23 protein-coding genes and 1 tRNA gene are annotated in these 24,678 nt (G+C 34.2%); 9 read left to right on the top strand and 15 right to left on the bottom strand.

Features of this window, described 5'->3' with window-relative positions; translation table 11 throughout:
- Positions 1–78: 78 nt before the first annotated feature.
- From lptB to T410_RS01095, 4 genes are all read right to left on the bottom strand, one after another.
- A complete protein-coding gene (gene lptB / locus T410_RS01110; protein ID WP_035667905.1) occupies positions 79–819 on the bottom strand; it encodes an LPS export ABC transporter ATP-binding protein in 741 nt (246 codons plus the stop codon).
- A gap of 176 nt (positions 820–995) precedes the next feature.
- Positions 996–1,349: a carboxymuconolactone decarboxylase family protein gene (locus T410_RS01105; protein WP_035667902.1), complete on the bottom strand. Its 354-nt coding sequence runs from the start codon at positions 1,347–1,349 to the stop codon at positions 996–998.
- On the bottom strand, positions 1,342–2,157 hold the full coding sequence (gene tatC / locus T410_RS01100) for a twin-arginine translocase subunit TatC (protein WP_035667899.1): 816 nt from the start codon (positions 2,155–2,157) through the stop codon (positions 1,342–1,344). The genes T410_RS01105 and tatC overlap by 8 nt, the downstream gene beginning before the upstream one ends.
- A complete protein-coding gene (locus tag T410_RS01095; RefSeq protein WP_035673909.1) occupies positions 2,157–3,122 on the bottom strand; it encodes an SIS domain-containing protein in 966 nt (321 codons plus the stop codon). The genes tatC and T410_RS01095 overlap by 1 nt, the downstream gene beginning before the upstream one ends.
- Positions 3,123–3,207: 85 nt before the next feature.
- Between T410_RS01095 and recQ the strand changes: the two genes are divergently transcribed.
- Complete coding sequence (gene recQ / locus T410_RS01090; protein ID WP_035667897.1) at positions 3,208–5,403, top strand: DNA helicase RecQ; 2,196 nt, start codon at positions 3,208–3,210, stop codon at positions 5,401–5,403.
- Positions 5,404–5,466: 63 nt separating this feature from the next.
- Here the strand turns inward: recQ and T410_RS01085 are convergent, their stop codons facing one another.
- Positions 5,467–5,706 carry a hypothetical protein gene (locus T410_RS01085; protein WP_035667894.1) on the bottom strand — a complete coding sequence of 80 codons (240 nt, stop codon included), beginning with the start codon at positions 5,704–5,706 and terminating at the stop codon, positions 5,467–5,469.
- Positions 5,707–5,898: 192 nt separating this feature from the next.
- Here T410_RS01085 and T410_RS01080 point away from each other — a divergent pair, with 192 nt between their 5' ends.
- Complete coding sequence (locus T410_RS01080; protein ID WP_035667892.1) at positions 5,899–7,461, top strand: NAD(P)/FAD-dependent oxidoreductase; 1,563 nt, start codon at positions 5,899–5,901, stop codon at positions 7,459–7,461.
- Between the two features lie 36 nt (positions 7,462–7,497).
- Here the strand turns inward: T410_RS01080 and T410_RS01075 are convergent, their stop codons facing one another.
- The 7 genes from T410_RS01075 to T410_RS01045 all read right to left on the bottom strand — a co-directional run bounded on the left by T410_RS01075 (position 7,498) and on the right by T410_RS01045 (position 14,271).
- Positions 7,498–8,472: a quinone oxidoreductase gene (locus tag T410_RS01075; RefSeq protein ID WP_035667890.1), complete on the bottom strand. Its 975-nt coding sequence runs from the start codon at positions 8,470–8,472 to the stop codon at positions 7,498–7,500.
- Positions 8,473–8,488: 16 nt separating this feature from the next.
- Positions 8,489–10,969, bottom strand: a complete 2,481-nt coding sequence (locus T410_RS16370; RefSeq protein WP_051929318.1) for an ATP-binding protein — start codon at positions 10,967–10,969, stop codon at positions 8,489–8,491.
- A 241-nt stretch (positions 10,970–11,210) separates the two neighbouring features.
- Positions 11,211–12,008, bottom strand: coding sequence for a CHAD domain-containing protein (locus T410_RS01065; RefSeq protein WP_035667888.1), 798 nt, complete (start codon positions 12,006–12,008; stop codon positions 11,211–11,213).
- Between the two features lie 90 nt (positions 12,009–12,098).
- Complete coding sequence (locus tag T410_RS17315; RefSeq protein ID WP_369793037.1) at positions 12,099–12,149, bottom strand: hypothetical protein; 51 nt, start codon at positions 12,147–12,149, stop codon at positions 12,099–12,101.
- A 324-nt stretch (positions 12,150–12,473) separates the two neighbouring features.
- Positions 12,474–13,100, bottom strand: coding sequence for a peptide-methionine (S)-S-oxide reductase MsrA (gene msrA, locus T410_RS01055; RefSeq protein WP_035667886.1), 627 nt, complete (start codon positions 13,098–13,100; stop codon positions 12,474–12,476).
- 1 nt (position 13,101) lies between these two features.
- Entirely contained in the window at positions 13,102–13,662 is a 561-nt protein-coding gene (gene msrB / locus T410_RS01050) for a peptide-methionine (R)-S-oxide reductase MsrB (RefSeq protein WP_035667884.1), read from the bottom strand.
- A 147-nt stretch (positions 13,663–13,809) separates the two neighbouring features.
- On the bottom strand, positions 13,810–14,271 hold the full coding sequence (locus tag T410_RS01045) for a GNAT family N-acetyltransferase (RefSeq protein WP_035667883.1): 462 nt from the start codon (positions 14,269–14,271) through the stop codon (positions 13,810–13,812).
- Between the two features lie 168 nt (positions 14,272–14,439).
- Between T410_RS01045 and idi the strand changes: the two genes are divergently transcribed.
- The 3 genes from idi to T410_RS01030 all read left to right on the top strand — a co-directional run bounded on the left by idi (position 14,440) and on the right by T410_RS01030 (position 15,924).
- Positions 14,440–14,967, top strand: a complete 528-nt coding sequence (idi, locus tag T410_RS01040) for an isopentenyl-diphosphate Delta-isomerase (RefSeq protein WP_035667881.1) — start codon at positions 14,440–14,442, stop codon at positions 14,965–14,967.
- A gap of 88 nt (positions 14,968–15,055) precedes the next feature.
- Positions 15,056–15,466, top strand: a complete 411-nt coding sequence (locus tag T410_RS01035) for a 6-carboxytetrahydropterin synthase (protein WP_035667879.1) — start codon at positions 15,056–15,058, stop codon at positions 15,464–15,466.
- On the top strand, positions 15,466–15,924 hold the full coding sequence (locus T410_RS01030; protein ID WP_035667877.1) for a peroxiredoxin: 459 nt from the start codon (positions 15,466–15,468) through the stop codon (positions 15,922–15,924). Before T410_RS01035 ends, T410_RS01030 begins: the two co-directional genes overlap by 1 nt.
- A 33-nt stretch (positions 15,925–15,957) precedes the next feature.
- Here the strand turns inward: T410_RS01030 and T410_RS01025 are convergent, their stop codons facing one another.
- The gene (locus T410_RS01025) at positions 15,958–16,743 is read right to left on the bottom strand and encodes an IS982 family transposase (protein WP_369793036.1); all 786 of its coding nucleotides are present in this window, start codon (positions 16,741–16,743) and stop codon (positions 15,958–15,960) included.
- 343 nt (positions 16,744–17,086) lie between these two features.
- Here T410_RS01025 and T410_RS01020 point away from each other — a divergent pair, with 343 nt between their 5' ends.
- From T410_RS01020 to T410_RS01010, 3 genes are all read left to right on the top strand, one after another.
- Positions 17,087–18,049 carry a type I phosphomannose isomerase catalytic subunit gene (locus tag T410_RS01020; protein WP_035667871.1) on the top strand — a complete coding sequence of 321 codons (963 nt, stop codon included), beginning with the start codon at positions 17,087–17,089 and terminating at the stop codon, positions 18,047–18,049.
- Positions 18,050–18,117: 68 nt separating this feature from the next.
- Complete coding sequence (locus T410_RS01015) at positions 18,118–18,384, top strand: hypothetical protein (RefSeq protein WP_029286506.1); 267 nt, start codon at positions 18,118–18,120, stop codon at positions 18,382–18,384.
- A gap of 78 nt (positions 18,385–18,462) precedes the next feature.
- Positions 18,463–18,536: transfer RNA gene (locus tag T410_RS01010), tRNA-Thr, on the top strand.
- A gap of 130 nt (positions 18,537–18,666) precedes the next feature.
- On the opposite strand, the gene T410_RS01005 is transcribed toward T410_RS01010, so the two are convergent.
- Positions 18,667–21,075, bottom strand: coding sequence for a S9 family peptidase (locus tag T410_RS01005; RefSeq protein ID WP_035667868.1), 2,409 nt, complete (start codon positions 21,073–21,075; stop codon positions 18,667–18,669).
- A gap of 288 nt (positions 21,076–21,363) precedes the next feature.
- Between T410_RS01005 and T410_RS01000 the strand changes: the two genes are divergently transcribed.
- On the top strand, positions 21,364–22,371 hold the full coding sequence (locus tag T410_RS01000) for a 3-oxoacyl-ACP synthase III family protein (protein ID WP_035667866.1): 1,008 nt from the start codon (positions 21,364–21,366) through the stop codon (positions 22,369–22,371).
- A gap of 358 nt (positions 22,372–22,729) precedes the next feature.
- Here T410_RS01000 and T410_RS17290 read toward each other — a convergent pair whose 3' ends face one another.
- The gene (locus T410_RS17290) at positions 22,730–23,500 is read right to left on the bottom strand and encodes a T9SS type B sorting domain-containing protein (protein WP_255360753.1); all 771 of its coding nucleotides are present in this window, start codon (positions 23,498–23,500) and stop codon (positions 22,730–22,732) included.
- Positions 23,501–24,678 lie beyond the last annotated feature (1,178 nt).

Genomic DNA, 24,678 nt, shown 5'->3' with positions numbered 1-24,678 from the left:
TTTTAGGTTTGGCTAAAAAAAATGATGAAATAGTTATTTATAGTCAAGCTTCTAATCACTCAAAAACGGACCACTTTTTTAAAACTCCAATTTCTTCTTTCTCAACTCGAAATTTTGTCCCAAATACACACGACGAACCATTTCATCTTCCACTAATTCTTCGGGGATACCTGCTTTAAGGATTCCGCCTTCAAACATTAAATAAGTTTTATCAGTGATTGCTAACGTTTCCTGAACATTGTGATCGGTAATAAGAATACCAATGTTTTTGTTTTTTAATTGCGCTACAATTCTTTGAATGTCTTCAACGGCAACTGGATCGACACCAGCAAAAGGTTCATCCAGTAATATAAATTTTGGGTCGGTAGCCAGACAGCGTGCAATTTCTGTACGACGGCGTTCTCCACCGGAAAGTAAATCACCGCGATTGGTTCGAATGTGTTCTAAGCTAAATTCCTCGATTAAACTTTCCATCTTAGCCTCTTGTTCGGCTTTGGATAGTTTAGTCAATTGAAGTACGCTTAATATGTTGTCTTCAATACTTAATTTTCTGAAAACAGAAGCTTCCTGTGCTAAATATCCAATTCCCTGCTGTGCTCTTTTGTACATAGGATAGTCGGTGATATTCAAATCGTCTAAAAATATATTGCCTGAATTTGGTTTAACCAATCCTACTATCATATAAAACGAAGTTGTTTTTCCGGCACCGTTAGGTCCTAAAAGCCCTACGATTTCGCCTTGATTCACTTCTACCGAAATGCCTTTTACAACACTGCGACCTTTATAGGTTTTTATGAGATTTTCGGCTCTTAATTTCATATTCTTTAGTTTAATCGTTTAACGGGTTAACTGTTTATTCGTTTAACTGCTTGATCGTGTCAAATAAACGAATAAACAGTTGAACGGTTTTACTTCTTAACAATTATTTAGTTTCTTACTTATTGAAGTTGTTGGTTTGAAGAATAGGAACTGCTTTTTTTATGCAGAGAAAAATATTATTTTGTTCCGTTTTCTTCAAGTGCTTCCCAGAATTCATACGCCCTTCTTAAATGTGGAACCACAATGGTTCCGCCTACAAGTGTAGCGATTCCCATTGCTTCCATCATTTCTTCTTTGGTCACACCTTCTTTATAGCTGGTTTCCAAATGGTATTTTACGCAATCATCACAACGTAAAACTGCCGAAGCTACCAATCCCAGAAGCTCTTTTGTTTTTACATCCAGTGCTCCCGCTGCATATGCATTGGTATCTAAATTAAAAATACGTTTTACAATTTTATTATTGTCTGCCAATAATTTTTCGTTCATTTTTGAACGGTATTCGTTGAATTCTTGAATTATATCAGCCATTTGCTTTTTTTTGATTTCGTACTACCATTTTTGAAATTAAGATACTCAATTCGTAGATTATTAACATAGGGATAGCAACAATAGTTTGACTTACTACATCAGGCGGCGTAACAATCGCTGCGACAATAAGTATTATGATTACGGCATATTTCCAGTATTTTCTTAAAAATTCAGGAGTTACTAATCCAAGTTTGGTCAAGAAGTAGATGATTATTGGTAATTCAAAAAACAAACCGCTGGCTACAACACTTGTTTTTACCATACCGATGTAAGAATCAATGCTGAACTGGTTTTTTACAACATCGCTTATTTTGAAAGTAGCAAAAAAGTTAACCGACATTGGTACTACTACAAAATAGCCAAATAGGACTCCTAAAAAGAAAAGTAATGAGGAAACAAAAATAAAAAGTTTTGCATGCTTTTTTTCTTTTTCATACAAAGCGGGACTGATAAACTTCCATATTTCCCACAAAATATAAGGGAATCCCAGAATAAATCCAGCCAAAATACAGGTCCAGACCAATACGTTAACTTGACCTTCCATATCCGTGTTTTGGATTATAAAGGGCATTTCGGTTACGCAAATACTATCAGCAAAACCTAAGGTATGCGATAAATCACAAAAAAAACGGTAGGTGATGAAATCAGCATGTGTAGGTCCAAAAATGATTACATCAAATATGTAATCACTAATAAAAAAAGTAACCGTTGCAAGGATTAAAACTGCTATAGTACTTCTAACCAGTAACCATCTTAATTCTTCAAGATGATCTAAAAACGACATTTCGTTTAAGTTTTTCTTTGCCATTATACTATTCCTTCTTTTAAAATATCGTGTAAATGTAATACGCCTTTGTACTCACCATTGTCTACTACCACTAATTGTGTAATGGAAAAGTCTTCCAGAATATTCAATGCATCAACAACCATGGCTGTAGATGTTATTAATTTGGGGTTTTTAGTCATAATGTCTTTGGCAGTCAAATCAGTAAATGAATCGCGGTCATTTAGCATTCTTCGGATATCACCATCGGTAATAATTCCAATCACTTTATCTTGATCCACAACGGCTGTTACGCCAAGTCGTTTCTCTGAAATTTCGAAAATTACTTTCTTTATCGGTGTGTCAGGAGTAACCATTGGTTTCAAAGTATGCTCTAACATGTCTTTTACGCGTAATAATAATTTTTTACCTAAAGCTCCTCCTGGATGGTATACAGCAAAATCTTCTGGTTTGAAATCGCGCATTTCCATAAGGCATACCGCAATAGCATCGCCCATGACTAATTGCGCAGTTGTACTATTAGTAGGAGCCAGATTATTAGGGCATGCCTCTGCTTCGACTGTAGTGTTTAAAACAAAGTCGGAACCTTTAGCGAGAAAAGAAGTCATGTTTCCGGTAATGGCAATTAGTGTATTGCCAAAACGTTTTAAAAGCGGTACTAGTACTTTTATTTCAGGGCTGTTACCACTTTTTGAAATACAAATAATTACATCTTCGTTTTGAACCATTCCTAAATCACCATGTATCGCTTCGGAAGCATGAAGAAATAAAGAGGGTGTTCCGGTAGAATTAAAAGTGGCTACCATTTTTTGGGCAATAATGGCGCTTTTTCCAATGCCTGTAACTATTAATCTACCTTTGGAGTTATAGATATTTTGTGTAGCTTCAATGAAGTTTTCATCAAGATATTCAGTTAGTTTGGCAATTGCTTCACTTTCAGATAAAATAGTTTTTTTGGCGCTAGCCAATATATTTTCGTTTGTTGTCAAAACAGAATGGTTAAAATTTGTATGTTTAAAAGAATTTTGTATCTTTATGTAATGCAAATTTATACAAAATACCACATAATCAAGAATGAATTCAAACGAAATTGATATCCACAAAGAATTAAAAAAATATTTTGGCTTCAGTCAATTTAGAGGATTGCAAGAACAAGTTATTAAAAGTCTACTTAATAAGCAAAACACATTTGTTATTATGCCAACAGGAGGCGGGAAGTCACTTTGTTATCAATTGCCTGCCCTAATTCAAGAAGGGACTGCTATTGTAGTTTCGCCTTTAATCGCTTTGATGAAAAATCAGGTTGATGCCATTCGTAGTTTGTCTTCCGAAAATGGTGTTGCCCATGTTTTAAACTCTTCCCTGACCAAAACTGAAATCACACAGGTTAAAAAGGACATTACTTCCGGTTTAACCAAATTGTTATATGTTGCTCCTGAATCATTAACTAAAGAAGAATATGTTGCTTTCCTCCAGACAGTACCCATTTCTTTTGTGGCTATCGATGAAGCGCATTGTATCTCGGAATGGGGGCATGATTTTAGACCGGAATACCGGAATCTAAAACACATTATCAAACAATTAGGGGATGTGCCTATCATTGGCTTGACCGCTACGGCTACGCCAAAAGTTCAGGAGGATATTCTCAAAAATTTAGATATGACGGATGCTACCACTTTCAAAGCATCTTTCAACAGACCTAATTTATATTACGAAGTACGTACAAAAACTAAAAATATTGAGTCGGATATTATCCGTTTTATCAAACAGCACAAAGGAAAGTCAGGAATTATTTATTGTTTAAGCCGTAAAAAAGTGGAGGCAATTGCCGAAGTTTTGCAGGTAAACGGGATAAGTGCTGTGCCTTATCATGCAGGATTGGATGCCAAAACCCGAGCCAAACATCAGGATATGTTTCTTATGGAGGATGTTGATGTAGTGGTGGCAACTATTGCTTTTGGTATGGGAATAGATAAGCCGGACGTTCGTTTTGTTATTCATCACGATATTCCTAAATCATTAGAAAGTTATTATCAGGAAACCGGTCGTGCGGGGCGTGACGGTGGCGAAGGTCATTGTCTTGCCTATTATTCCTATAAAGATGTTGAGAAGTTAGAAAAATTCATGTCTGGCAAGCCTGTTGCTGAGCAGGAAATTGGGTTCGCTCTATTGCAGGAAGTGGTAGCTTATGCCGAAACTTCGATGTCCAGAAGAAGGTTTCTGCTTCATTATTTCGGGGAAGAATTTGACGATGTTAATGGAGATGGAGCTGATATGGATGACAATGTAAGAAATCCTAAAACAAAAGTAGAAGCCCTGGATGAAGTCGTGAAACTATTGGAAGTAGTACGCGATACGAAGCATTTGTATAAATCGAAAGAAGTTGTTTTTACGTTGATTGGCCGTGTCAATGCCGTTATCAAAGCACATAGAACCGATACGCAGTCTTTTTTTGGATGTGGTTCAGAGCATGATGAGAAATATTGGATGGCTTTATTGCGACAAGTTCTTGTTGCCGGGCTTTTGTCCAAAGACATTGAAACCTACGGAATCGTAAAAATCACTGAAAAAGGATTGCATTTTATTAAAAATAGAGAATCCTTTATGATGTCCGAGGATCATGAATACAATGAATCCGAAGATGAAGCAATTGTTACTGCAGCAAAATCTACAGGAACTGCCGATGAGTTGTTGATGGGTATGTTGCGTGATTTACGTAAAAAAGTATCTAAGAAATTAGGTGTTCCTCCCTTTGTGGTTTTTCAGGATCCATCACTAGAAGATATGGCATTGAAGTATCCGATTTCCCAAGAAGAATTGATTAATATTCATGGGGTTGGGGAAGGGAAAGCCAAGAAATACGGTGCAGCATTTCTCGAATTAATTAGTCGCTATGTAGACGACAACGATATTATTCGTCCAGAAGATTTGGTCGTTAAATCTACCGGAGTCAATTCAGTTAACAAGCTTTATATCATTCAAAACATTGATAGAAAATTATCTCTTGATGACATTGCTTCCGCTAAAGGGTTAAAGATGGATGATTTGATTAAAGAAATGGAACAAATAGTTTATTCGGGAACCAAGTTAAATATAAAATACTGGATTGATGACATGCTTGATGATGATCAGCAAGAAGAAATTCATGATTATTTTATGGAATCCGAATCAGATAATATAGAAGAAGCGCTCAAAGAATTTGAAGGCGATTATGATATTGATGAATTGCGACTGATGCGAATTAAGTTTATCAGTGAAGTAGCAAATTAATCATAAAAATCGAAAGTTTGAAAGTTGTTAAGCATGAGGCTTTTGACTTTCAAACTTTTGACTTTAGACTATAAATAACTCTCCTCGATGTGGTTTCAAGGCATCTCTTACCTGAATCATATTCTCATCGGTTACTACCATAAATGCAATGGCTTGCATTTCGCCTTGAATTTCAAAACCAGTTATGTTTAATGGTAATTTTTCAATAGCGATGTATTCTTTCAAATGAATTTCGTGATGTTCCGCTGTTTTTGCGGCTGCAGGCCCACGGAAATCCCAAATTAGTTTTATTTTTCTAGACATTTTTATCGGTTTCAAAGTTTTAAATACTCGAATGGACAAAGTTACAAAGTCTAATTTGAAAATGAGCTAATTTGAAAAATTGAAAATGGATTCTTTATTGAATCACTAATTCCACTTCAAAATACTATTTTTGTACTTTGTTTTTATTTTTCGAATAAACGAATCAGTAAAACAATGCTTAAATAAGATAAAATGCCTCAAGAACTATTATTACAAGTATCACCGGAAATTGCTGCAAACGAATTATTGTTGAAAAACTATTTGTCGAAACAAATTAAAGTTTCTGTAAACGAAATTCAGCATATTTCTATTTTAAAGCGATCGATTGACGCACGTCAAAAAGCGATAAAAATTAACTTGAAAGTGGTTATTTATTTAAAAGGAGAACCATTTCAGGAACATAAAATCCAACTTCCTGATTATAAAAATGTTTCCTCAGCTCAGGAAGTACTTGTTATTGGTGCTGGACCAGCTGGGCTTTTTGCTGCATTGCAACTGATAGAATTGGGTTTGAAACCTATAGTTGTTGAGCGCGGAAAAGAGGTGCGTGGCAGACGAAGAGATTTGAAAGCCATTAACGTAGATCATCTGGTTAATGAAGATTCTAATTATTGTTTTGGCGAAGGCGGTGCAGGAACCTATTCAGATGGGAAATTATATACGCGTTCAAAAAAGCGCGGCGATGTTACGAGAATTTTGGAATTATTCGTGGCTTTTGGAGCTTCGGAAGATATTTTGATTGAAGCGCATCCTCATATTGGAACTAATAAACTACCTCAAATTATTCAGGATATTCGGGAGAAAATCATCGAGTGCGGTGGTCAAGTTTTGTTTGAAACCCGATTGACCGATATTTTAATAAAAAACAATGAAGTACAAGGTGTTGTTACTCAAAATGGAGATACGATTCTTGCTAACAAACTTATTTTGGCTACTGGTCATTCTGCCCGTGATATTTTTGAATTATTGGACAGAAAGAAAATTTTTATCGAAGCCAAATCTTTTGCCTTGGGCGTAAGAGCTGAGCATCCACAATCTTTGATTGACAGTATACAATACAGTTGTGATTATCGTGGCGAACATTTACCTCCGGCACCTTATTCTATTGTGAAACAAGTAGGCGGTAGGGGAATGTATTCGTTTTGTATGTGTCCCGGTGGTGTGATTGCGCCTTGTGCTACGAGTCCGGGTGAGGTGGTTACTAATGGTTGGTCTCCATCTAAACGGGATCAAGTTACTGCCAATTCAGGGATTGTTATCGAATTAAAACTGGAAGATTTCAAGCCTTTTGCGAAATTTGGAGCTTTGGCCGGAATGGAATTCCAAAAAAGCATTGAGCAAAAAGCCTGGCATTTGGCTGGGGAAACCCAAAAAGTTCCTGCGCAGCGAATGATTGATTTTACCCAAAATAAAGTTTCATCGGATATTCCAAAAACCTCCTATGTCCCCGGAACGACTTCAGTGGAAATGGGACAGGTTTTTCCTGGATTTTTAACACAGATATTGCGAGAAGGGTTCTCAGAATTTGGGAAATCCATGCGCGGTTATTTGACTAATGAAGCGGTCCTTCATGCGCCGGAAAGCCGTACTTCATCACCTGTGCGAATCCCTAGAGATCCATTGACGTATGAGCATTTACAAATAAAAGGCCTGTACCCTTGTGGAGAAGGAGCGGGTTATGCCGGCGGAATTATTTCTGCAGCTATTGACGGCGAGAAATGTGCGTTGATGATTGGGGCGATTTTGAATAAATAAAAAACCTCGAAAAATTAATCGAGGTTTGTAAAGTGTTTAACGGGTTTGAACATCAGGAATCAATATGATTTTTCCAGTACTTTTTCTGCTTTCCAGATAATCATGTGCTTTTTTGCCTTCTGAAAGTTTGAAAATTGTGGGAGCAGCAATAGTTATTTCACCACTTACAATCCAATCAAATAATTGATATGCTCTTTTGATACGCTCTTCTTTAGAAGTTAAATAGCTCCATAAGTCGCCACCGGTCAATGTTTTTGAGGTGTCCATCAGCATTCTTGGATTTATAAAATCCGGGTCACCACCAGCCATTCCAAAGAAAACAACTTGCCCGCAATTTTTAGTGACTTCAAAACTGTCGTTCAAAGTACTTCCAATGCTGTCATAAGTTACATCTACACCGTTTGGACAAAAGGATAAAATCTTTGATTTCCAATCTTCGGTATACAGAAATACTTTATTGGCTCCATTTTGTAAAGCTATTTGAGCTTTTTCATTTGATGAGGTTAAGCCTATTACTTTAGCGCCTAATAATTTACTTATTTGTGTCAAAAATTGTCCGACTCCCCCAGCCGAAGCATGGATAAGGACCATTTCTCTGGTTTTTGTTTTGTGGCTATCCGTGGCTAAATAATGGGCCGTTAATCCTTGTAACAGGATTGTTGCGGCCGTTTCAAAAGAAATAGTTTTGGGTAAAGGTATCACATTCGAAACGGGAACAGAGACCAACTCCGCATTCGCAAAAGGAACATCGGCAAATGCAACTCGGTCTCCAATTTGAAAATCAGGATTGTTGTTTGTATCTATAACCACACCAGCACCTTCATAACCGGCAATAAAAGGCGGATTTCCTTTCAGGTGGTAATTCCCTTTTCGTCGGTACACGTCAGCAAAATTTAATCCGATAGCACGCATTTCGACCAATATTTCCTCTTCTTTTAGTATAGGAGTGGGGATATCTTTGTATTCCAGCACATCTGAATTGCCAAATGTTGAAAAAGTAAGTGCTTTCATGCTGTTGTTTTTTGGGTTAACAATCTTTTAAATAATGGTCCATTTTATCAAATAAAAGTTTTTCATCAATGGGCTTAGATACATAGTCGTTCATTCCTACCGTTTTGCATTTTTCTACATCGGCAGAGGTTACATCTGCAGTAAGTGCAATAATTGGGATTTTAGATTTCATGATTTCACGGATGTGTTCAGTGGCTTCAAAACCATTCATTTCAGGCATTTGTAAATCCATTAAAATAATGTCAAATTTATTTTCCTGAAGGTGTTCTATCGCAATTTTTCCATTATCGGCGATCGTTACATCATAACCAAAATCTAGCAGAATTATTTTTATCAAAAGTTGATTCAGAGCAATGTCTTCAACAACTAAAACTTTTATGCCTTTGTTGGTGTTTTTTTTAACAGGCATTTCGTGAATGGGTGCTACTGTTTCTATTGGTTTTATTTCACGCGAGGTATCTTCTTTCTCAAAACTTAGTACAAAACCAAAAGTAGAACCTTTGCCTTCTTCGCTATTTACTATGATTGTTCCTCCTTGTAATTCTACCAATTGTTTTACAATGGCAAGTCCTAATCCTGTGCCGCCGAAAGAGTTGCTGATACCTGCAGAAGCTTGTTCGAAATTATTAAAAACCTCGGCTAATCGGTTTTTAGGGACCCCTATTCCGGTATCGGTTATCCGAAATTCAACAGTAGCTTTTTTAGTGTCCTCCTCGAGCAGTTTTACACTAATAGTTATTTTTCCTGACGATGTAAATTTCACCGCATTACTCATCAAATTTAAAATTATCTGACGCAAACGCATGGGGTCACCAATTAAGCGAAAAGGAATATCAGGGGCACATTCTTTTATTAATTGCAGATTTTTTTCCTTCATTTTTGGTTCAAATAAATGAAGCATTGTGTCAATTGAAACGGGTAAACTAAGTGGTAGTTTTTCAAAAGTCATTTTTCCGGAATCTACTTTTGCAATATCCAAAATATCGTTTATTAAAACAATCAAAGCATCTCCTGATTCTTTTATTGCATTTATGTATTCTTTTTGTGAATCATTTAGTTTTGTTTTTAATATCACATTAGTAAAACCTATTATTCCATTCATAGGAGTCCTTATTTCATGACTCATGTTTGATAAAAATTGTTGTTTTGATTTTACTGCTTCTTCAGCAATTTGAGTTTTTATTTCTGCATTAACCTTTGCGGCAGTTAATTCTTTTTTTGCCATTACCTGAGCCGTTACATCATAAGCGATTATAGTTACTCCAGATATGGTTTCATCGGCTTCTTGATACGGCTGGTATACAAAATTAAAATAGGCTTCTTCAATTTTTCCGTTTCGAAACAGCGGTGCTAAAAATGCATCTCCATAAAAAGGAATACCCGTTTTATAGACATTATCTAATAATTTAGGAAATTCTAAATCTTTAAGTTCCGGTAAAATAGTCAAGAATTTTTTTCCTTCCAGATTAGCTCCTTTTCCCCATATTTCTTTAATACTGTCATTGGCAAGCGACACAATCATGTCTTTTCCTTTTAATATTGCTATTGCAAAAGGAGATTTCATTAGCATCATATTATAGCGCTTTTCACTGTCTTCAATTTTTTTAAGCGCTTTTTTTTCTATTTCCAGTTGTTCTTCTAATGCTGTTTTTTCTTTTGCTAGAAGTTCAATTGCTAATTTTCGTTCCTCAGTAATATCTTTAATCGCCAAGATAATTGATTCTTCCTTAGTTGTTTTTTTAACAAAACATTTGGCATTCAGCAACATTATTTTTTCACCAAGATGAGGAAAGGTACGTTTCACTTCCAGATCTTGAATGGTAGCGTTTTTAGCATTGGTATTGTTAAGTAATTCATGAAGCTCGGCTATGTCCCACTTTCCATTTTCCAGTTCAAACAAATGTTTTCCTTCTGTTTCTTCTTTGGTAATATGGTGTTTTTTATAAAATGATTTACTGGCGGATTTTATATAGAAGTCTTTGTCCAGTATAAGCATTGTCTCATGAATGATGCCAATAATCGCCTCAGCATATTCGTTAGATTCTTCCAGCAGATCATTGTCTTTTTTCAATGCCTGATTATTGGAAATAAGTTGTTGGTTTTCGGTAATGTCTTCCCCATGCTGGATGATGTATTTTACATTATCTGCTGCGTCTAATAAAGGAGAGTGACTTATTTTCCAATATTTAATTTCAAAACCGCCACCATCGGCCTCTGGTTTTCTAATATCGTATTTTTGGACCGGTAAAGTATCGGTTTGCTTATTTTTAATTACACTATTGAAAGAAGCACGTATGTTTTTTTCTCCATCGGCATTTATATCATCAGGGTTAATCGGAAAAATATCGAAAATATTCTTCCCCGAAATTTTTTCTCTTTCTGTCATCGTTGCTTTCAAGAATGCATCGCTAGCGGCAATAATAATAAAATTTAGATCTATAACTACTAATATTGAAGGAGAAAGATTGAATAAATCTTTATAATCATTTTCAACCATAAATATTTTGTTTTAATTATATAGAAATATTTTTTATTTACTTTGGAAAAATTTACAATAAAACACTGCGCTTCTGGGGCTTTCTTTTAATTTTAAGAGCTTGCAAAGTTGAGGAATTCAAATGCAGTATGCATGTGTTGTTTATAATTATAAATTGACTAATAAAACAGGAAATATAATCAAAATTATATGAATTTTAATATAAAAAGATAATTCACTCTTGTTATAATAGCATACTGCTCTATTTTATACTTTTTCTAAAGCGATGGTTTGATAAAGTTGCATTTATTTTGGTGTACACTAATTTTTTTTTGAATTTAAACAGCACTTTTAAGTTTTCAAGCTGATTGATTTCATTAATATCTAGTACATTGGAATTGATGAATTTCTTCAAATGGTTGAAGGTAACTTTATAGTCATGCCATTCACCCAGAAGTTCAGGTAGAATATTTTTGTTTGAAATTATTCTATTTTGCTTATTATAATTAAGACTGCTTTCATTGTATTGCAATTCCTTTAATCGTTTGCGAAGCAGATGGATTTGTTTGTTTTTTAAAGAGTTTTGAGAGAGTAATTTTTCAATTTTAGTTCTTTTTTTATCCATGTAGCGCTGCGGCTTTTTTTTATTTAATTGGATTAAAAAGGGAATGGTTTTGCGATATTTTTTTTCCAGAGTCAGACCTAATGCATTATTTATAATGGAGAAGAATTTTTTCAATTCTTTGGCCAGCTCTTTTTTTAAATAAATGCTGTATTCTTTGGGTAAATTGAAAAATAAGTATTTTTCAAGTAAAGACGTTTCTACTTGAAGCTCTCTTATTTTACCCGTCTGTTGGAAAATAAGGGAAAAGGGTTTGAAAGTCTTTTTTTTGTTAAATTTTTTGTTGCAAAATTTTGCCAAATCAAATACAGCATGAAGTTTTTTGATTGCTAAACGGAGTGAATGAAAAGTTTCTGGTGTGAAAGATTGTTGTGGTTTTTGTAAAAGTAAATCGGTAATACTTTTTTGTTTCTTTAAAAATTTTTTAAGCGCTTTCATCTTTAAAAATAGCTAGTGAAAGTTTGTTTTAGAATTATAAATAAAATGGAAAGTACTTCTTAATTGCGTTTAGAGACTTGAAAGTTTTTGTTATTTCTGATTAAGAAATTTCTTCTTTTCGTCAAACTCTTCCTGAGTAATTTCTCCTTTGGCAAATCTTTTTTTTTAGAATATCTAGTGGAGTTTCTCTATTTGTTCGCTGGCCCGGTAGGTCGTAGGGAGTTGCGAATATCCATATCAAGATAAAAATCCAAATAAACCACCAAATCATATGCATTCCTCCAAAATGATATCCATTATACATGATTTTATTATTTAAGTTGTTGGTAATCAGTATAAATATATGAAATTTTGAACAAAAAATAAGTTGTTGCGTAAGGAATTTTCTTTCCATAAAAATACCCCCAGATAATGTCTAATTATTTGGGGGCAGTTCATTGTGAGACGGCTTCTTTGTCATTATATCTATTTTTTATTTTTCAATCGATTTTTAAATAGCTTTTCAAATTTTTCTATTTTGGGTTGTATTACCATTCGACAATACGGTTGGCTCTTATTATTAGCATAGTAATTTTGATGATACTCTTCAGCGTTATAAAATTTGGTCAGCGGTTCTAGTGTTGTTACTATAGGGCTATCATATATATTAGCTTTTTTCAAAGCATTAATAATCGCTTGCGCCGCATTTTTTTGTTCTTCATTTTTGTAGAAAATAGCTGAGCGGTATTGTGTTCCTGAATCAGCACCTTGGCGGTTTAAGGTTGTAGGGTCATGAACTGTAAAGAAAACTTTGAAAATTTCGTCCAAATTTGTTACGTTTTTATCGAAAGTAATTTGTACTACTTCAGCATAACCTGTTTTTCCGGTAGAAACATCCTCGTAGGTCGGGTTCACCATCTTACCACCTGCAAATCCGGATACTGCAGATTTTACTCCGTTCAGGTTTTCATAAACAGCTTCTACACACCAGTAACAACCACCTGCTAAAGTAATGGTATCAAAATTAGCTTTTTTCGGGGCTTTTTCGGCACTATTATTTTGTGCGAACATATTTAATGATGCCAGAAAACAAATTAAAAATAGATTTTTCATATTATTTAGTATCAGGTATAAAGTCAAGCGCTATCGAATTCATGCAATATCTTTTTCCGGTTGGCGCAGGTCCATCATTAAAAAGATGTCCTAAATGGCCACCACATCTTCCACAAAGCGCTTCGGTTCTTTCCATTCCTAGGGAATTATCAGATTTATAAACCACACTGTTTTTATTTTCTTGTTCAAAAAAGCTTGGCCAACCACAACTACTGGCAAATTTTGCACCAGAACGGAATAATTTATTGCCACACGAAGCGCAATAATAGGTTCCTTTTTCATCAGTATTCCAGTATTTTCCTGTAAACGGTCTTTCAGTATCAGCATGTCTCATAACTTCATAGACATCTTCCGGTAGTACTTTTTTCCATTCGGCATCCGTAAGATTCAGTTTTGTCGTATCGGTATTGGAATAATACGGATTTTCGGACTTGTTGATGGGAGTTTCCATATTAATTGATTTTTTAGGATTCTTTTGTTTGTTCGTATTTTGCCCACAGGCAGTAAACATGAATACTGGCAGTAAAAATAAGATGCTTAAAAAACGGGTTGTTGTTCTCATAATTTTGTTTTATTTTACAAATGTAAAGTAGTTTGCAATCTTTATATGTCGGCTACTTTACAAATTAATAGTGATTTAAGTAAGTTTTAACTATTGTTATTTACGAAAAAAAAGAGCTTTTGGATTCGGGAATAACAGTTTAGTTTTTTATAGCCCCATTCTCATATTTAGTAAGTATTTTTTGAAACCTACTTTTTCATACGCTTTCATTGCTGGAGCATTATCATTATAAACGTCTAATCGAAGTTCGAATATATTCTTAGACCGACACCAATCCTTAAGTGCTTCGATAATTCTTGAATTCACTCCTTTTCCTCTGTGATTGGGATCCGTGTACATAAATCCTAAATAGGCATAGTTCTCATGATTCAAATATGGCTTTGCTATCTCTATTCGCGCATATCCTGAGCCAATTATTTCCGAATCTGATTCGGCTACCAATACTTCGATATGAGAAGCTAGAATCATTTGTTCAATGTCATAATAATGGATTTTTTCTTCTTTTAAAGTGGGGTCAAAAGGACGTTCAGCGGTAATAATTCCTTGTTCAAATTCAAGGAGTTTCTTTAAATCGTCAGGATGTGCTTTTCGTATTGTTATGTTGTCCATTGCCTTGTTAGTATTTGAATATAAAAATACAAAGAATATTCAAATCGATAACTTTGTTTTTTATTTGGATTACTTCCAGAGTAGTTTGGCTTCAACAAATCGAAACAGAACGTTAAAGCCTCATTCGATAATTTTCTTTTTTGTATTTTTGTAAGGCTAAAAACACCTATGAAAGAAGAAAACGTAATATTAGTTAACGAAAATGATGAGCAAATAGGGCTGATGCCTAAATTAGAAGCACATGAAAAAGCAGTTTTGCATCGTGCGTTTTCGGTTTTTATTTTAAATAGTAAAAATGAACTGATGCTGCAACAGCGAGCCCATCAAAAATACCACTCTCCTTTATTGTGGACCAATACCTGTTGTAGTCATCAACGAGAAGGAGAATCCAATATTCAAGCAGGAAGTCGCAGATTATTTGAGGAAATGGGTTTTAAAACAGAACTCAAAGATTTGTTTCATTTTATATACAAAGCTCCTTTTGACAACGGTTTGACTGAACATGAACTAGATCATGTTATGATTGGTTATTACAATGATGATCCAAAAATAAATCGGGAAGAAGTCGAAGATTGGAAATGGATGACTATTGAAGATGTAAAAAATGATATGGAAATTAATGAGGAACGATATACTGTTTGGTTCAAAATAATTTTTGACGAGTTTTATCATTTTCTCGAGGAACATAAAACATAGGTTACAGTTTTTAAATTTCTGATTACACTATCTGAAATAAATAAAAATTTAATCTAAGAATAGCTGAAGATAAATACCTTAAACTAATATGAAAGTTACTATTTCACGAAAAGCCCATTTTAATGCGGCACATAGATTATATAGAAAAGATTGGACTTTCGAGCAAAATGATGCTGTTTTTGGCAAATGTAATAATCCTAATTATCATGGTCATAACTACGAATTGATTGTTAGTGTAACTGGGAAAGTTGATCCCGAAACTGGATTTGTCATGGATGTGAAATTCCTGAGCGAAATCATTAAAGAAGAAGTTGAAGATCAGTTTGATCATAAAAATCTTAATATTGATGTTCCTGATTTTCAGGATTTAAATCCTACAGCCGAAAATATTGTAATAGTTATTTGGAATAAAATAAGAAAAAGAATCAAATCTGAATTTGAATTGGAAGTTGTTCTTTATGAAACACCCCGTAATTTTGTAACTTACAAAGGCGAATAATGGGATTAAAAGTAGGGGATAAAATCCCAAATTTCATAGCAAAAGACAATAATGGCAACGATTTTGACAGTCAAGTTTTAATTGGCCATAAACCTTTGGTTATTTATTTTTATCCAAAAGATAATACACCAGGTTGTACGACTCAAGCCTGCGGCTTTAGAGATCAATACGAAGATTTCAAAGACTTAGGTGCAGAAGTAATAGGGATCAGTAGCGATAGTGTTACTTCTCATCAAGAATTTACTAAACAATATAAACTGCCTTTTATTCTTTTATCAGACAGTGATGGAAAAATCAGAAAGCTTTTTGGTGTCTCTTCTCTAATGTTTGGATTGATTCCCGGTCGGGTGACTTATGTTACGGACAAAAATGGAATCGTTCAAATGATTTTTGATAGTATGTTGGCCAATAAGCATATTCCTAAAGCGCTAGAAGCGATTAAAAAAATTGTATCATAGAATAATAAAATTGTATTAACCCGTTGGGTGCAATTAGATTATTTGTGTTTTAATATTGTTTATTGGTCTTTCAAAAATAAATTTATTAATGAATTGTACCAAAGTTAATGCTGTTATTTTAGCTAAAATTCTTGTTTTAAAACCTTGAAAAGATTTAGCATAATTTCGTCTAATCATAAATTGATCACACAATTGAGAGAATAATGTCTCTATTCTTTTTCTTGATTTTCTAAATATGTAGGGTTGTTTTTTATACCCAATTTGATTGATTCTCATTGGAGTTTCTAATTTTATATTTGCTGTTTCAAACAAATCTAATTGTAATGGTGAAGACAAATAACCTCTATCTCCAAGAAGCACACAATCAGACATTTGATATTTTAAATCTTTTAATAAATGTACATCGTGAACACTTGCTTTTGTAATATCTATTGATTGAAAAACCCCAGAAACAGTACAAACTCCGTGAAGTTTGTAACCATAAAACCAAGAGTTTTGTGATGCACAAAAACCTTTATCTGGCGCAGTCTGAAAATCACCCTTACAAATTTTAATCCTATTATGACGAGCCATTTTACAAATCTCAAGTGGCATACTATCAACAACAAAATAGTTCTCAAATTCTGTGAATTTTGAATATAAATGTTGTCTGATTTCTTCAGCAAAATGGAATAATTTTTTCCTTCTCTTATTATACTGACTTCGTTCAATTAGATTAGAAATTTGTCCATTTTGCAACTGATTAAAAAATGAATTTTCACTGTCAATAGACATAAATTCAGATGTTAAACTTAAAGCAACTACTTCTAAATCAGACATTTTAAACTTTCTTCCAGCTCGAATTTCTGTATTAAATGCAATATTCAAAGAACTTATAACTTCTAAAACTCTAAAATAATTTTTTACTATATTTGACATAGATATTGGTTGTTTGACGACTTCAAGATACTGAATTTCAGTATCTTGACCAATATCTAATCAATATTTTTTACTTCAAATAATTACACCCAACGGGTTGTATTAGTAATGTTTGTTGTTTTTGTCCTTATTTGCAACTTGTCTGTAGTTTATAGTTATTTGTCTTTTTGGACCGGTAAATTAAAGATTAGTTTGTTGTATTAAATTTAGATTTCGCAAATTTACACTACCTAAAAAAATAGAAATGAAATTTTATCCCTTACAGTTTGCCCCAATTTTGAAAGAAAGAATCTGGGGCGGTGAAAAATTAAAAACGGTACTTCATAAACCGATTACATCAAAAATAACAGGAGAAAGCTGGGAGTTGTCTACAGTAGAAGGCGATGTTAGTATTGTTGCCAATGGAGATTGGAAAGGAAAATCATTATCTACTTTGATTGATGAATATCCTAATGAAATCTTAGGCACACAGGTTTATGCTCGATTTGGTAAACAGTTTCCATTACTTTTCAAATACCTGGATGCACGCGAAGATTTATCTATTCAAGTGCATCCAAACGATGAATTGGCTAAAAAACGACACAATTCCTTTGGTAAAACGGAAATGTGGTACATCATGCAGGCGGATGAGGATGCTAGAATAATTGTTGGTTTTAAAGAGAAATCGAATGCCAATGACTATTTAGAAAATCTAAAAAATAAAACCTTACTTTCTATTCTTGACGACGTAAAAGTAAAATCAGGTGATGTCTTTTTCTTAGAAACAGGAACTGTTCATGCGATTGGAGCAGGATTAGTTGTTGCAGAAATACAACAAACCTCTGATATAACCTACCGTCTTTATGACTTTGACAGGGTAGGTGCTGATGGTAACACGAGAGAGTTACATGTTGATTTAGCTTTGGAAGCAATTAACTACAATAAAGTTCAAACTAAAAGAGAATATTCTAAAAATGTAAATGAATCTAATGGAGTTGTGGATTGTCCTTATTTTACAACTAATTTTATCCCGTTAGAGAATGAAATTAAAGTATCTAAATCTGGCAAAACGTTTACCGTTTATATGTGTGTGGAAGGGACGTTTGAAGTCGAGTTTAATGATTTAAAATTGCAATATAAAAAAGGAGATACTGTTTTGATTCCTGCTATAATGAATGCATTCATTCTCAGTGGAAAAGCTTCAATTTTAGAAATTTACATTTCATAGTCGGTAATAGAAAGATTATATGTACTTTTGCAGACGCAAATTAAAATTCAAATTTTAAAAAAATAAAAATGGCAAACGTTAAGAATTTAAAAAAAGACATCAACTACGTTTTAGGAGATATTATTGAAGCAGTTTACTTGTTCGAAATTTCAACAACAGGAAAACCAACAACTGAAACCAACGATTTAATTGATGAAGCTATCGCTGCTTTTGATGCATTAATCACAAAAGTGAATGCAAAAAAGGTTGAGGATAAAAAAGCACATTTTAAACAAATCAATGTTGAATTGGAACAAACTGCTAATCAATTGATTGCTAAAATCAACGAATTGTAGTTAAAAAAAAAGCAAAAAAAGTTTGAATTTGTTTTGGAAAATAGAAATTCAAGCTTATATTTGCACCCGTAATGAGTCGCCAGCGTAGCTCAGTTGGCTAGAGCAGCTGATTTGTAATCAGCAGGTCGTGGGTTCGAGTCCCTCCGCCGGCTCTTTAAGAAAACCATCTAATGTTATTAGATGGTTTTTTCTTTTTATTAAAAAACGGATCATTAAATTTAATTCAAGGTGACAAAAAAACCGTCTCGATTTACCGAGACGGTTTTTTGTTTTTGGTTAAAACTAATTTTTTAAATACTTTTCCAAAAACTGGTCTTGTTCCCAAAGCAAATGTAAAATATTTTCTTTCGCTACGTAACTGTGCGCTTCTTTTGGTAAGATTACCATTCTTGCTGGAGCCCCTAATCCTTTTAAAGCTTGAAAATAACGTTCAGTTTGTAATGTGAAAGTTCCGGGATTGTTATCTGCTTCCCCATGAACTAAAAGCATTGGCGTTTTCATTTTTTCGGCATTCATAAAAGGAGATATTGCGTTGTAAACGTCGGGAACTTCCCAATAATTTCGCTGTTCACTTTGAAAACCAAACGGAGTTAATGTTCTATTGTATGCACCACTTCTGGCAATTCCACAGGCAAAAAGATTGGAGTGCGTCAGTAAATTAGCTACCATAAAAGCACCATACGAATGTCCTCCAACAGCCACTTTTTTCTTGTTGATGTATCCCAAAGCATCAACTGCATTTATTGCAGCTTCTGCATCATCCACTAATTGAGGAATAAAATTGTCATTTGGTTCCGTTGTTCCTTCCCCAATAATAGGAAACGAAGCGTCATCGAGCACAACATATCCTTTGGTTACCCAATATACAAAGGAACCATAATAGGGAAATGTAAATTCATTTGGATTTTGATTGCTTTGTCCTGCACTACTTTTATCTTTGAATTCAGCGGGATACGCCCAAATCAATAAAGGTAATTTTTCTTTTTTGACTTTATCATACCCGGCAGGTAAGTATAAAGTTCCAGATAATTCTACACCATCTTTTCGTTTGTATTTGATTACTTCCTTATTTACATTTTTAATACTTTCAAATGGGTTTTTGAAGGCAGTAATCGGAATCAGGCTATTTTTTTGTCTTATGTTTCTAAAGTAATAATTAGGGTATTCACTTTTGGACTGAATCTGAACTAAAACTTTTCCATTCTTGAAATCCTCAATTTCTAATAAATCCTCTTTCTTGTCTTTGTAGAGCGAGGTGTACAGTCGTTTTGATTGTAATGTTTTTAGATTGAATTTATCGATAAACGGAAACTGTCCGTCTTTAGTATAACCATCTCCTATGCGGAACGCATTTCCATTTTCGATGGCTAAAACATATTTATTGTATTGATTCTTTTTAGTTTCAAAAGCCCCAGGATCTGCGTAAATATCTTGTGAATTTCGATCCGAAATAACGATTGGTTTTTGCTTTAAATCCGATGGATTGATTAAGTATGTTTTTGTATTTCGAGTGTCATACCATTCATCTGAAACAATAGCCACAGCATCATTCCCCCATATGATATCACTAAAGCGTTGTGGTGTTTTTAGTAATGAAATTGCTTCTGCGTTAAAAGGGGCTTCCCAAAGAAACACTTCGTCTCTGAACGCAACTTTATTTGCCTGATCTCCTTCATCTAGAGCTACAACATAGGATAGTGTTGCCGGTTTGTCATTTCTCCAAGCCAGTTCTCTTTTTCCTTTTCGAACTGCCATAAATCCTTTTGGCATGATTTCATTCAACGGAACTTCATTTACTGTTTTTACAGTAATACCTTTTTTATCGTAAACTACTGTTTTTAATGGGAATCGACTTAGAGGAACAATGTATGAAAATGGTTTTTGAATGGTAGTTAGCATCAGGTAATTCCCATCTGGAGAGAAACTTTCTCCGGCATACATGTCGGCATTTTTAAATAAAGTTATTGTGCCGTTTAAGTTTACTTTATACAATTCAGATGTAATGATATTTTCAAAATTGATTTCATCATTTTTATTTTTCAACATATCCGGATAGGTTCTGTTTTGTGATTTTGAACCATCTGCATTGGAAATTATTGGACCGGTTGGCAGATCTTTTTTAGCATCCAAAAGTGCTACTCTATTTTTTGGCAGCATTTTCACCAAAATAGTTTCGTTATCGCTGAACCAGCTAAATGGATTGCCAAGATTTGCATTTACAGTTGCTTCGGTCAATTTTTTTGCCTTAGCGGAAGCTACGTCCAAAACCCAAAGTTCAACTCCGGTATTGATTGTATTGGAAAATAAAATTTTAGAATCATTAGGCGACCAAGATAAATTACTGATGCGTGGATTAGTTGGTAAGCCTGAAACCTGTATTTCGCTTTTGTCTTGTGTTTTTCGTAATTTCAGGTTGGTAATATAGGTAACTGTACTTGAAATATTAGTTACAGGATTAATTCTTAAACCACCTAATCGCAATTCTTCTTGGTTTAAATCATCTAATGTTTTATAGGTATTTCTATAGGACAAAAGCATGTATTCTTTTTTGGTGTCCATCGATACGGAAGGCGCTCTTTGATAATCAGCTAAATCTAATATTGATTTCGAAGGTTTTTGATAGGTTAAGTTTTCCTGTGCAAAACCGGATAAACCTAATGCTATAAACAATAAGGTTGCTTTTAATTTCATATATAAAATGGTTTCAATTGATAAGAATTAATTGTAATGATTTGTCTAAATTAATGTCCTATTGTTACATTTGAAAATAAAACGTCGTCTTTAAATTGTGTTTTATAGCCCTGATGGGAACGGCATCCTTTTATTCTCGTTTTTTTAGAGAATAAAAGATACAGTGAACAGCAGGAAATAGCTACTGAAAAATATAATTGCATATTAGCAAAAAAGTAGTAATTTGTGAACTAATATTTTAAAGTATATTTAAATTTGCATCCTTGATTTTAATAAAATAATAAAACTATGTACCATTCAAAAATAACAGGATTAGGATTTTACGTTCCTTCCAATGTAGTTACCAATGATGATTTATCTAAAATTATAGATACGAATGATGAGTGGATTCAAGAGCGTACGGGTATTCAGGAAAGAAGACACATTATACGCGGGGAAGATACGACGACTTCAATGGGAGTTAAAGCTGCTGAAATTGCGATTGAGCGTTCCGGTGTTGCAAAACAAGACATAGATTTTGTAGTTTTTGCCACTTTAAGCCCTGATTATTATTTTCCTGGTCCTGGAGTTTTAGTACAACGGGATTTAGGACTTAGAACTGTTGGCGCTTTAGATGTTAGAAATCAATGTTCGGGTTTTGTATATGCTTTGTCAGTAGCTGATCAATATATTAAAACCGGAATGTATAAAAATGTTTTGGTTATTGGTTCTGAAGTACATTCTACCGGATTGGATATGTCGACACGAGGCAGAGGCGTTTCGGTAATTTTTGGAGATGGGGCAGGAGCAGCAGTTTTGAGTAGAGAAGAAGATTTGACCAAAGGAATTTTGTCTACACATTTGCATTCAGAGGGGCAACATGCCGAGGAGTTAATTGTAAAGGCTCCAGGAATGGGCGGACGCTGGGTAACTGATATTTTAGCGGATAATGATCCGGATGATGAAAGTTATTTCCCTTATATGAATGGGCAATTTGTGTTTAAAAATGCGGTAGTTCGTTTCAGCGAAGTAATAAATGAAGGTTTGCAGGCGAATAACTTGCAGGTTTCGGATATCGATATGCTGATTCCACATCAAGCAAATTTGAGAATTTCTCAGTTCATCCAAAAGAAATTTAATCTTACAGATGATCAAGTATATAATAATATTCAAAAATACGGAAATACAACTGCCGCATCTATTCCAATCGCTTTGACTGAAGCTTGGGAAAAAGGAAAAATAAAATCAGGAGACACCGTAGTTTTAGCTGCTTTTGGTAGTGGATTTACTTGGGCTAGTGCTATAATAAAATGGTAAAAATGGTGATTTTTTATAAGATATTACCTTTTTTTTAATCTAAAAAAAAACGAAATTCACTCGTTGGGTTTCGTTTTTTTACGTTTTTTTTCTCTGTATCGCTTTGTTTTTTCCTGAACCCAAAAGGTAATTGAATCCAATATATGCCATTTGACTTTCTTGTTTTAATAGGTTTCCAAGTTTTTTTTGGCTAGGTTTTTTCAAGAGCGAATTGCTTTGTATTGAAAACATCGCTGGATAGTACAGTTATGGTTTCACTCCCTTTCAAGACATTATAAACAAAACAATCATTTTATTCTAATCGAATACAAAAGAGGTTTTCATAATTTGAAAGCCTCTTTTTCGAGTAATATGTTATTTAGCGTTTTAAAGAGAAATGAGATTTATATAGTTTTGATATATTGTTTTCTGTATAAGTTATTGAGAACCAATAATCATCGGCAGGTAGCGGATAGCCATTGAAGGTGCCGTCCCATCCTGCTCCATTCGGGGAAAGTTGTTTCAATAGCTTGCCATATCGATCATAAATAAATAATTTAGGATTATCTTGATTTGGCATTTCTGTTACATTCCAAGTGTCGTTAAATCCATCTCCGTTTGGGGTAAAGAATTTAGGGGCATTTATGAGTTTGATAGCAACAGGAATTGTTGAACCACATCCATTGGCATCACTTATGCTTATTTCATGTGTTCCAGGACTCACATTTGTAAATATATTGCTCGTCTGAGGTGAACTTCCGTCTAAAGAGTAAAGAAAATTACTTCCGTTGCCCAAGCTTGGTATTGCATTTACGGTAATTGTCTGGTTGTCAGTAAACCAACCATCTGTTGTTAAGGAAATAGAAGTTGGTGGTGATGATTCAATAACGGTGAATGCTACAGGATCTGAGGTACAGCCAAATATTGATAAATCAGTTACTGTAAGTGTATATTTTCCAGGTTGATTTGTTGAAAAATCAGAAGAAATACCAACTAAAGTTCCATCTTCTTTTTTCCATTCAAATGAATATCCAGGAGCACTGTAACCACTTATAATATGAGAACTTGTTAGTACACCAGTTTCAAAGTCATGACAAATAGCAGGCACATCAAGTATTGGATTTGGTTTTGATGTAATGGTAATTACCATTGGTTTTTCGTCAGTGCATGATTTTGTGGAACTAGTTCCGCTATCAGCATAAGCGTAAATTGTTGTTGAAGTTGTGATTATGTCGCCTGGGAATTTTTCAATATTGGTCGCGCTAGGTCCTCCAGATTTTGCGAAATAACGGTTTGCAGGTGCTGTAAATGCCGGTAGTGTATAGGATCCGCATCTTATTATGGGAGCAATAGCATTGATTACAGGTGTGTTGTAAATAGTAATTGTAAAAACATCTTCGTCATAACAAGAAACCCGACTGTTATCTTCTGCATAAACATATAGAGTTGTAGTTGTTGTGATTGGTAAATAAGGAGGGGTTAATTTGACTCCAATTCCATTTGGACCATTTGGAGCTGTATAGTAATCCCCTTGTCCTACTATTGTTGGTAAACTAAAATTATCGCAGGCATATTGATCTTCAATTTTGTTAACTAATGTTACTTGAACAGAAATGCTATATTCTGATACACAAATGTTCGGTGCTGTAGATGCAGCATAAACATATATTGTCTTTGAAGATGTAATGGCGTAACCCGCTGGCAAAACAGGATTTGTTGCTGAAGGGCCGCCTTGAAATTCGTAATATTCTCCAAATGCTAAATCATCAAGAATATAAGGTTGCCCACATTTAATTACTTCAGTAGGTCTTGCACTAATTTTTGGAGATTTATAGATGGTTATTAGGAAGCTTTTTTCTAAATAACAAGAACCAATTACTGCTTTATCATAAAAATAAATTGTTTGTGTTGATTTAATAGGATAACCTACAGGGCGAATAATGCCAGTTCCGAGAGGGCCGGTATAATAATTCCCATGATGGGCTACAGGTGGTAAATAGTAAATGTCACATTGTGGTGCAGGATCTGAAATTATGGGTAATGGTGGGATCTCTACAGTAATGGTGAATGGATAGTCAATTGTACAGGATTGACCCATAACATAATACCAAAGCGTTGTGGTAATGTTAATAGACGTTTTTGTAGGGATAACTGTTCCTCCTCCTCCTGCCGCAGTTCGATATTGACCAACTGTTAAATTTGGGAGTTGGTAAGTGGAGCAAGAAGTGATGTCAGATGGAGTAGTAAAGCTTGATTGGTTGATATAGACTGTGAATTTTTTTTCAGAAGAGCAATTTAAAGGAGTAGTATTACTTTCCTTATATGCAT

Source organism: Flavobacterium sp. 83, assembly GCF_000744835.1.
In the GTDB taxonomy this organism is placed as follows: Bacteria; Bacteroidota; Bacteroidia; order Flavobacteriales; family Flavobacteriaceae; genus Flavobacterium.
Note: the sequence above shows the minus strand (reverse complement) of the source record. Positions and strands in the feature narration are given on the sequence as shown.

Coding starts and splice junctions, on each gene's coding strand:
- T410_RS01000 (WP_035667866.1), top strand. CDS start 21,364: ATGTACCATTCAAAAATAACAGGATTAGGATTTTACGTTCCTTCCAAT.
- T410_RS01105 (WP_035667902.1), bottom strand. CDS start 1,349: ATGGCTGATATAATTCAAGAATTCAACGAATACCGTTCAAAAATGAAC.
- T410_RS01085 (WP_035667894.1), bottom strand. CDS start 5,706: ATGTCTAGAAAAATAAAACTAATTTGGGATTTCCGTGGGCCTGCAGCC.
- T410_RS01020 (WP_035667871.1), top strand. CDS start 17,087: ATGAAATTTTATCCCTTACAGTTTGCCCCAATTTTGAAAGAAAGAATC.
- T410_RS01080 (WP_035667892.1), top strand. CDS start 5,899: ATGCCTCAAGAACTATTATTACAAGTATCACCGGAAATTGCTGCAAAC.
- T410_RS01035 (WP_035667879.1), top strand. CDS start 15,056: ATGAAAGTTACTATTTCACGAAAAGCCCATTTTAATGCGGCACATAGA.
- T410_RS01065 (WP_035667888.1), bottom strand. CDS start 12,008: ATGAAAGCGCTTAAAAAATTTTTAAAGAAACAAAAAAGTATTACCGAT.
- recQ (WP_035667897.1), top strand. CDS start 3,208: ATGAATTCAAACGAAATTGATATCCACAAAGAATTAAAAAAATATTTT.
- T410_RS01025 (WP_369793036.1), bottom strand. CDS start 16,743: ATGTCTGATTTAGAAGTAGTTGCTTTAAGTTTAACATCTGAATTTATG.
- T410_RS01015 (WP_029286506.1), top strand. CDS start 18,118: ATGGCAAACGTTAAGAATTTAAAAAAAGACATCAACTACGTTTTAGGA.
- msrB (WP_035667884.1), bottom strand. CDS start 13,662: ATGAGAACAACAACCCGTTTTTTAAGCATCTTATTTTTACTGCCAGTA.
- idi (WP_035667881.1), top strand. CDS start 14,440: ATGAAAGAAGAAAACGTAATATTAGTTAACGAAAATGATGAGCAAATA.
- T410_RS01045 (WP_035667883.1), bottom strand. CDS start 14,271: ATGGACAACATAACAATACGAAAAGCACATCCTGACGATTTAAAGAAA.
- lptB (WP_035667905.1), bottom strand. CDS start 819: ATGAAATTAAGAGCCGAAAATCTCATAAAAACCTATAAAGGTCGCAGT.
- T410_RS01005 (WP_035667868.1), bottom strand. CDS start 21,075: ATGAAATTAAAAGCAACCTTATTGTTTATAGCATTAGGTTTATCCGGT.
- msrA (WP_035667886.1), bottom strand. CDS start 13,100: ATGAAAAATCTATTTTTAATTTGTTTTCTGGCATCATTAAATATGTTC.
- T410_RS01075 (WP_035667890.1), bottom strand. CDS start 8,472: ATGAAAGCACTTACTTTTTCAACATTTGGCAATTCAGATGTGCTGGAA.
- tatC (WP_035667899.1), bottom strand. CDS start 2,157: ATGGCAAAGAAAAACTTAAACGAAATGTCGTTTTTAGATCATCTTGAA.
- T410_RS16370 (WP_051929318.1), bottom strand. CDS start 10,969: ATGGTTGAAAATGATTATAAAGATTTATTCAATCTTTCTCCTTCAATA.
- T410_RS01030 (WP_035667877.1), top strand. CDS start 15,466: ATGGGATTAAAAGTAGGGGATAAAATCCCAAATTTCATAGCAAAAGAC.
- T410_RS17290 (WP_255360753.1), bottom strand. CDS start 23,500: ATGGTAATTACCATTACATCAAAACCAAATCCAATACTTGATGTGCCT.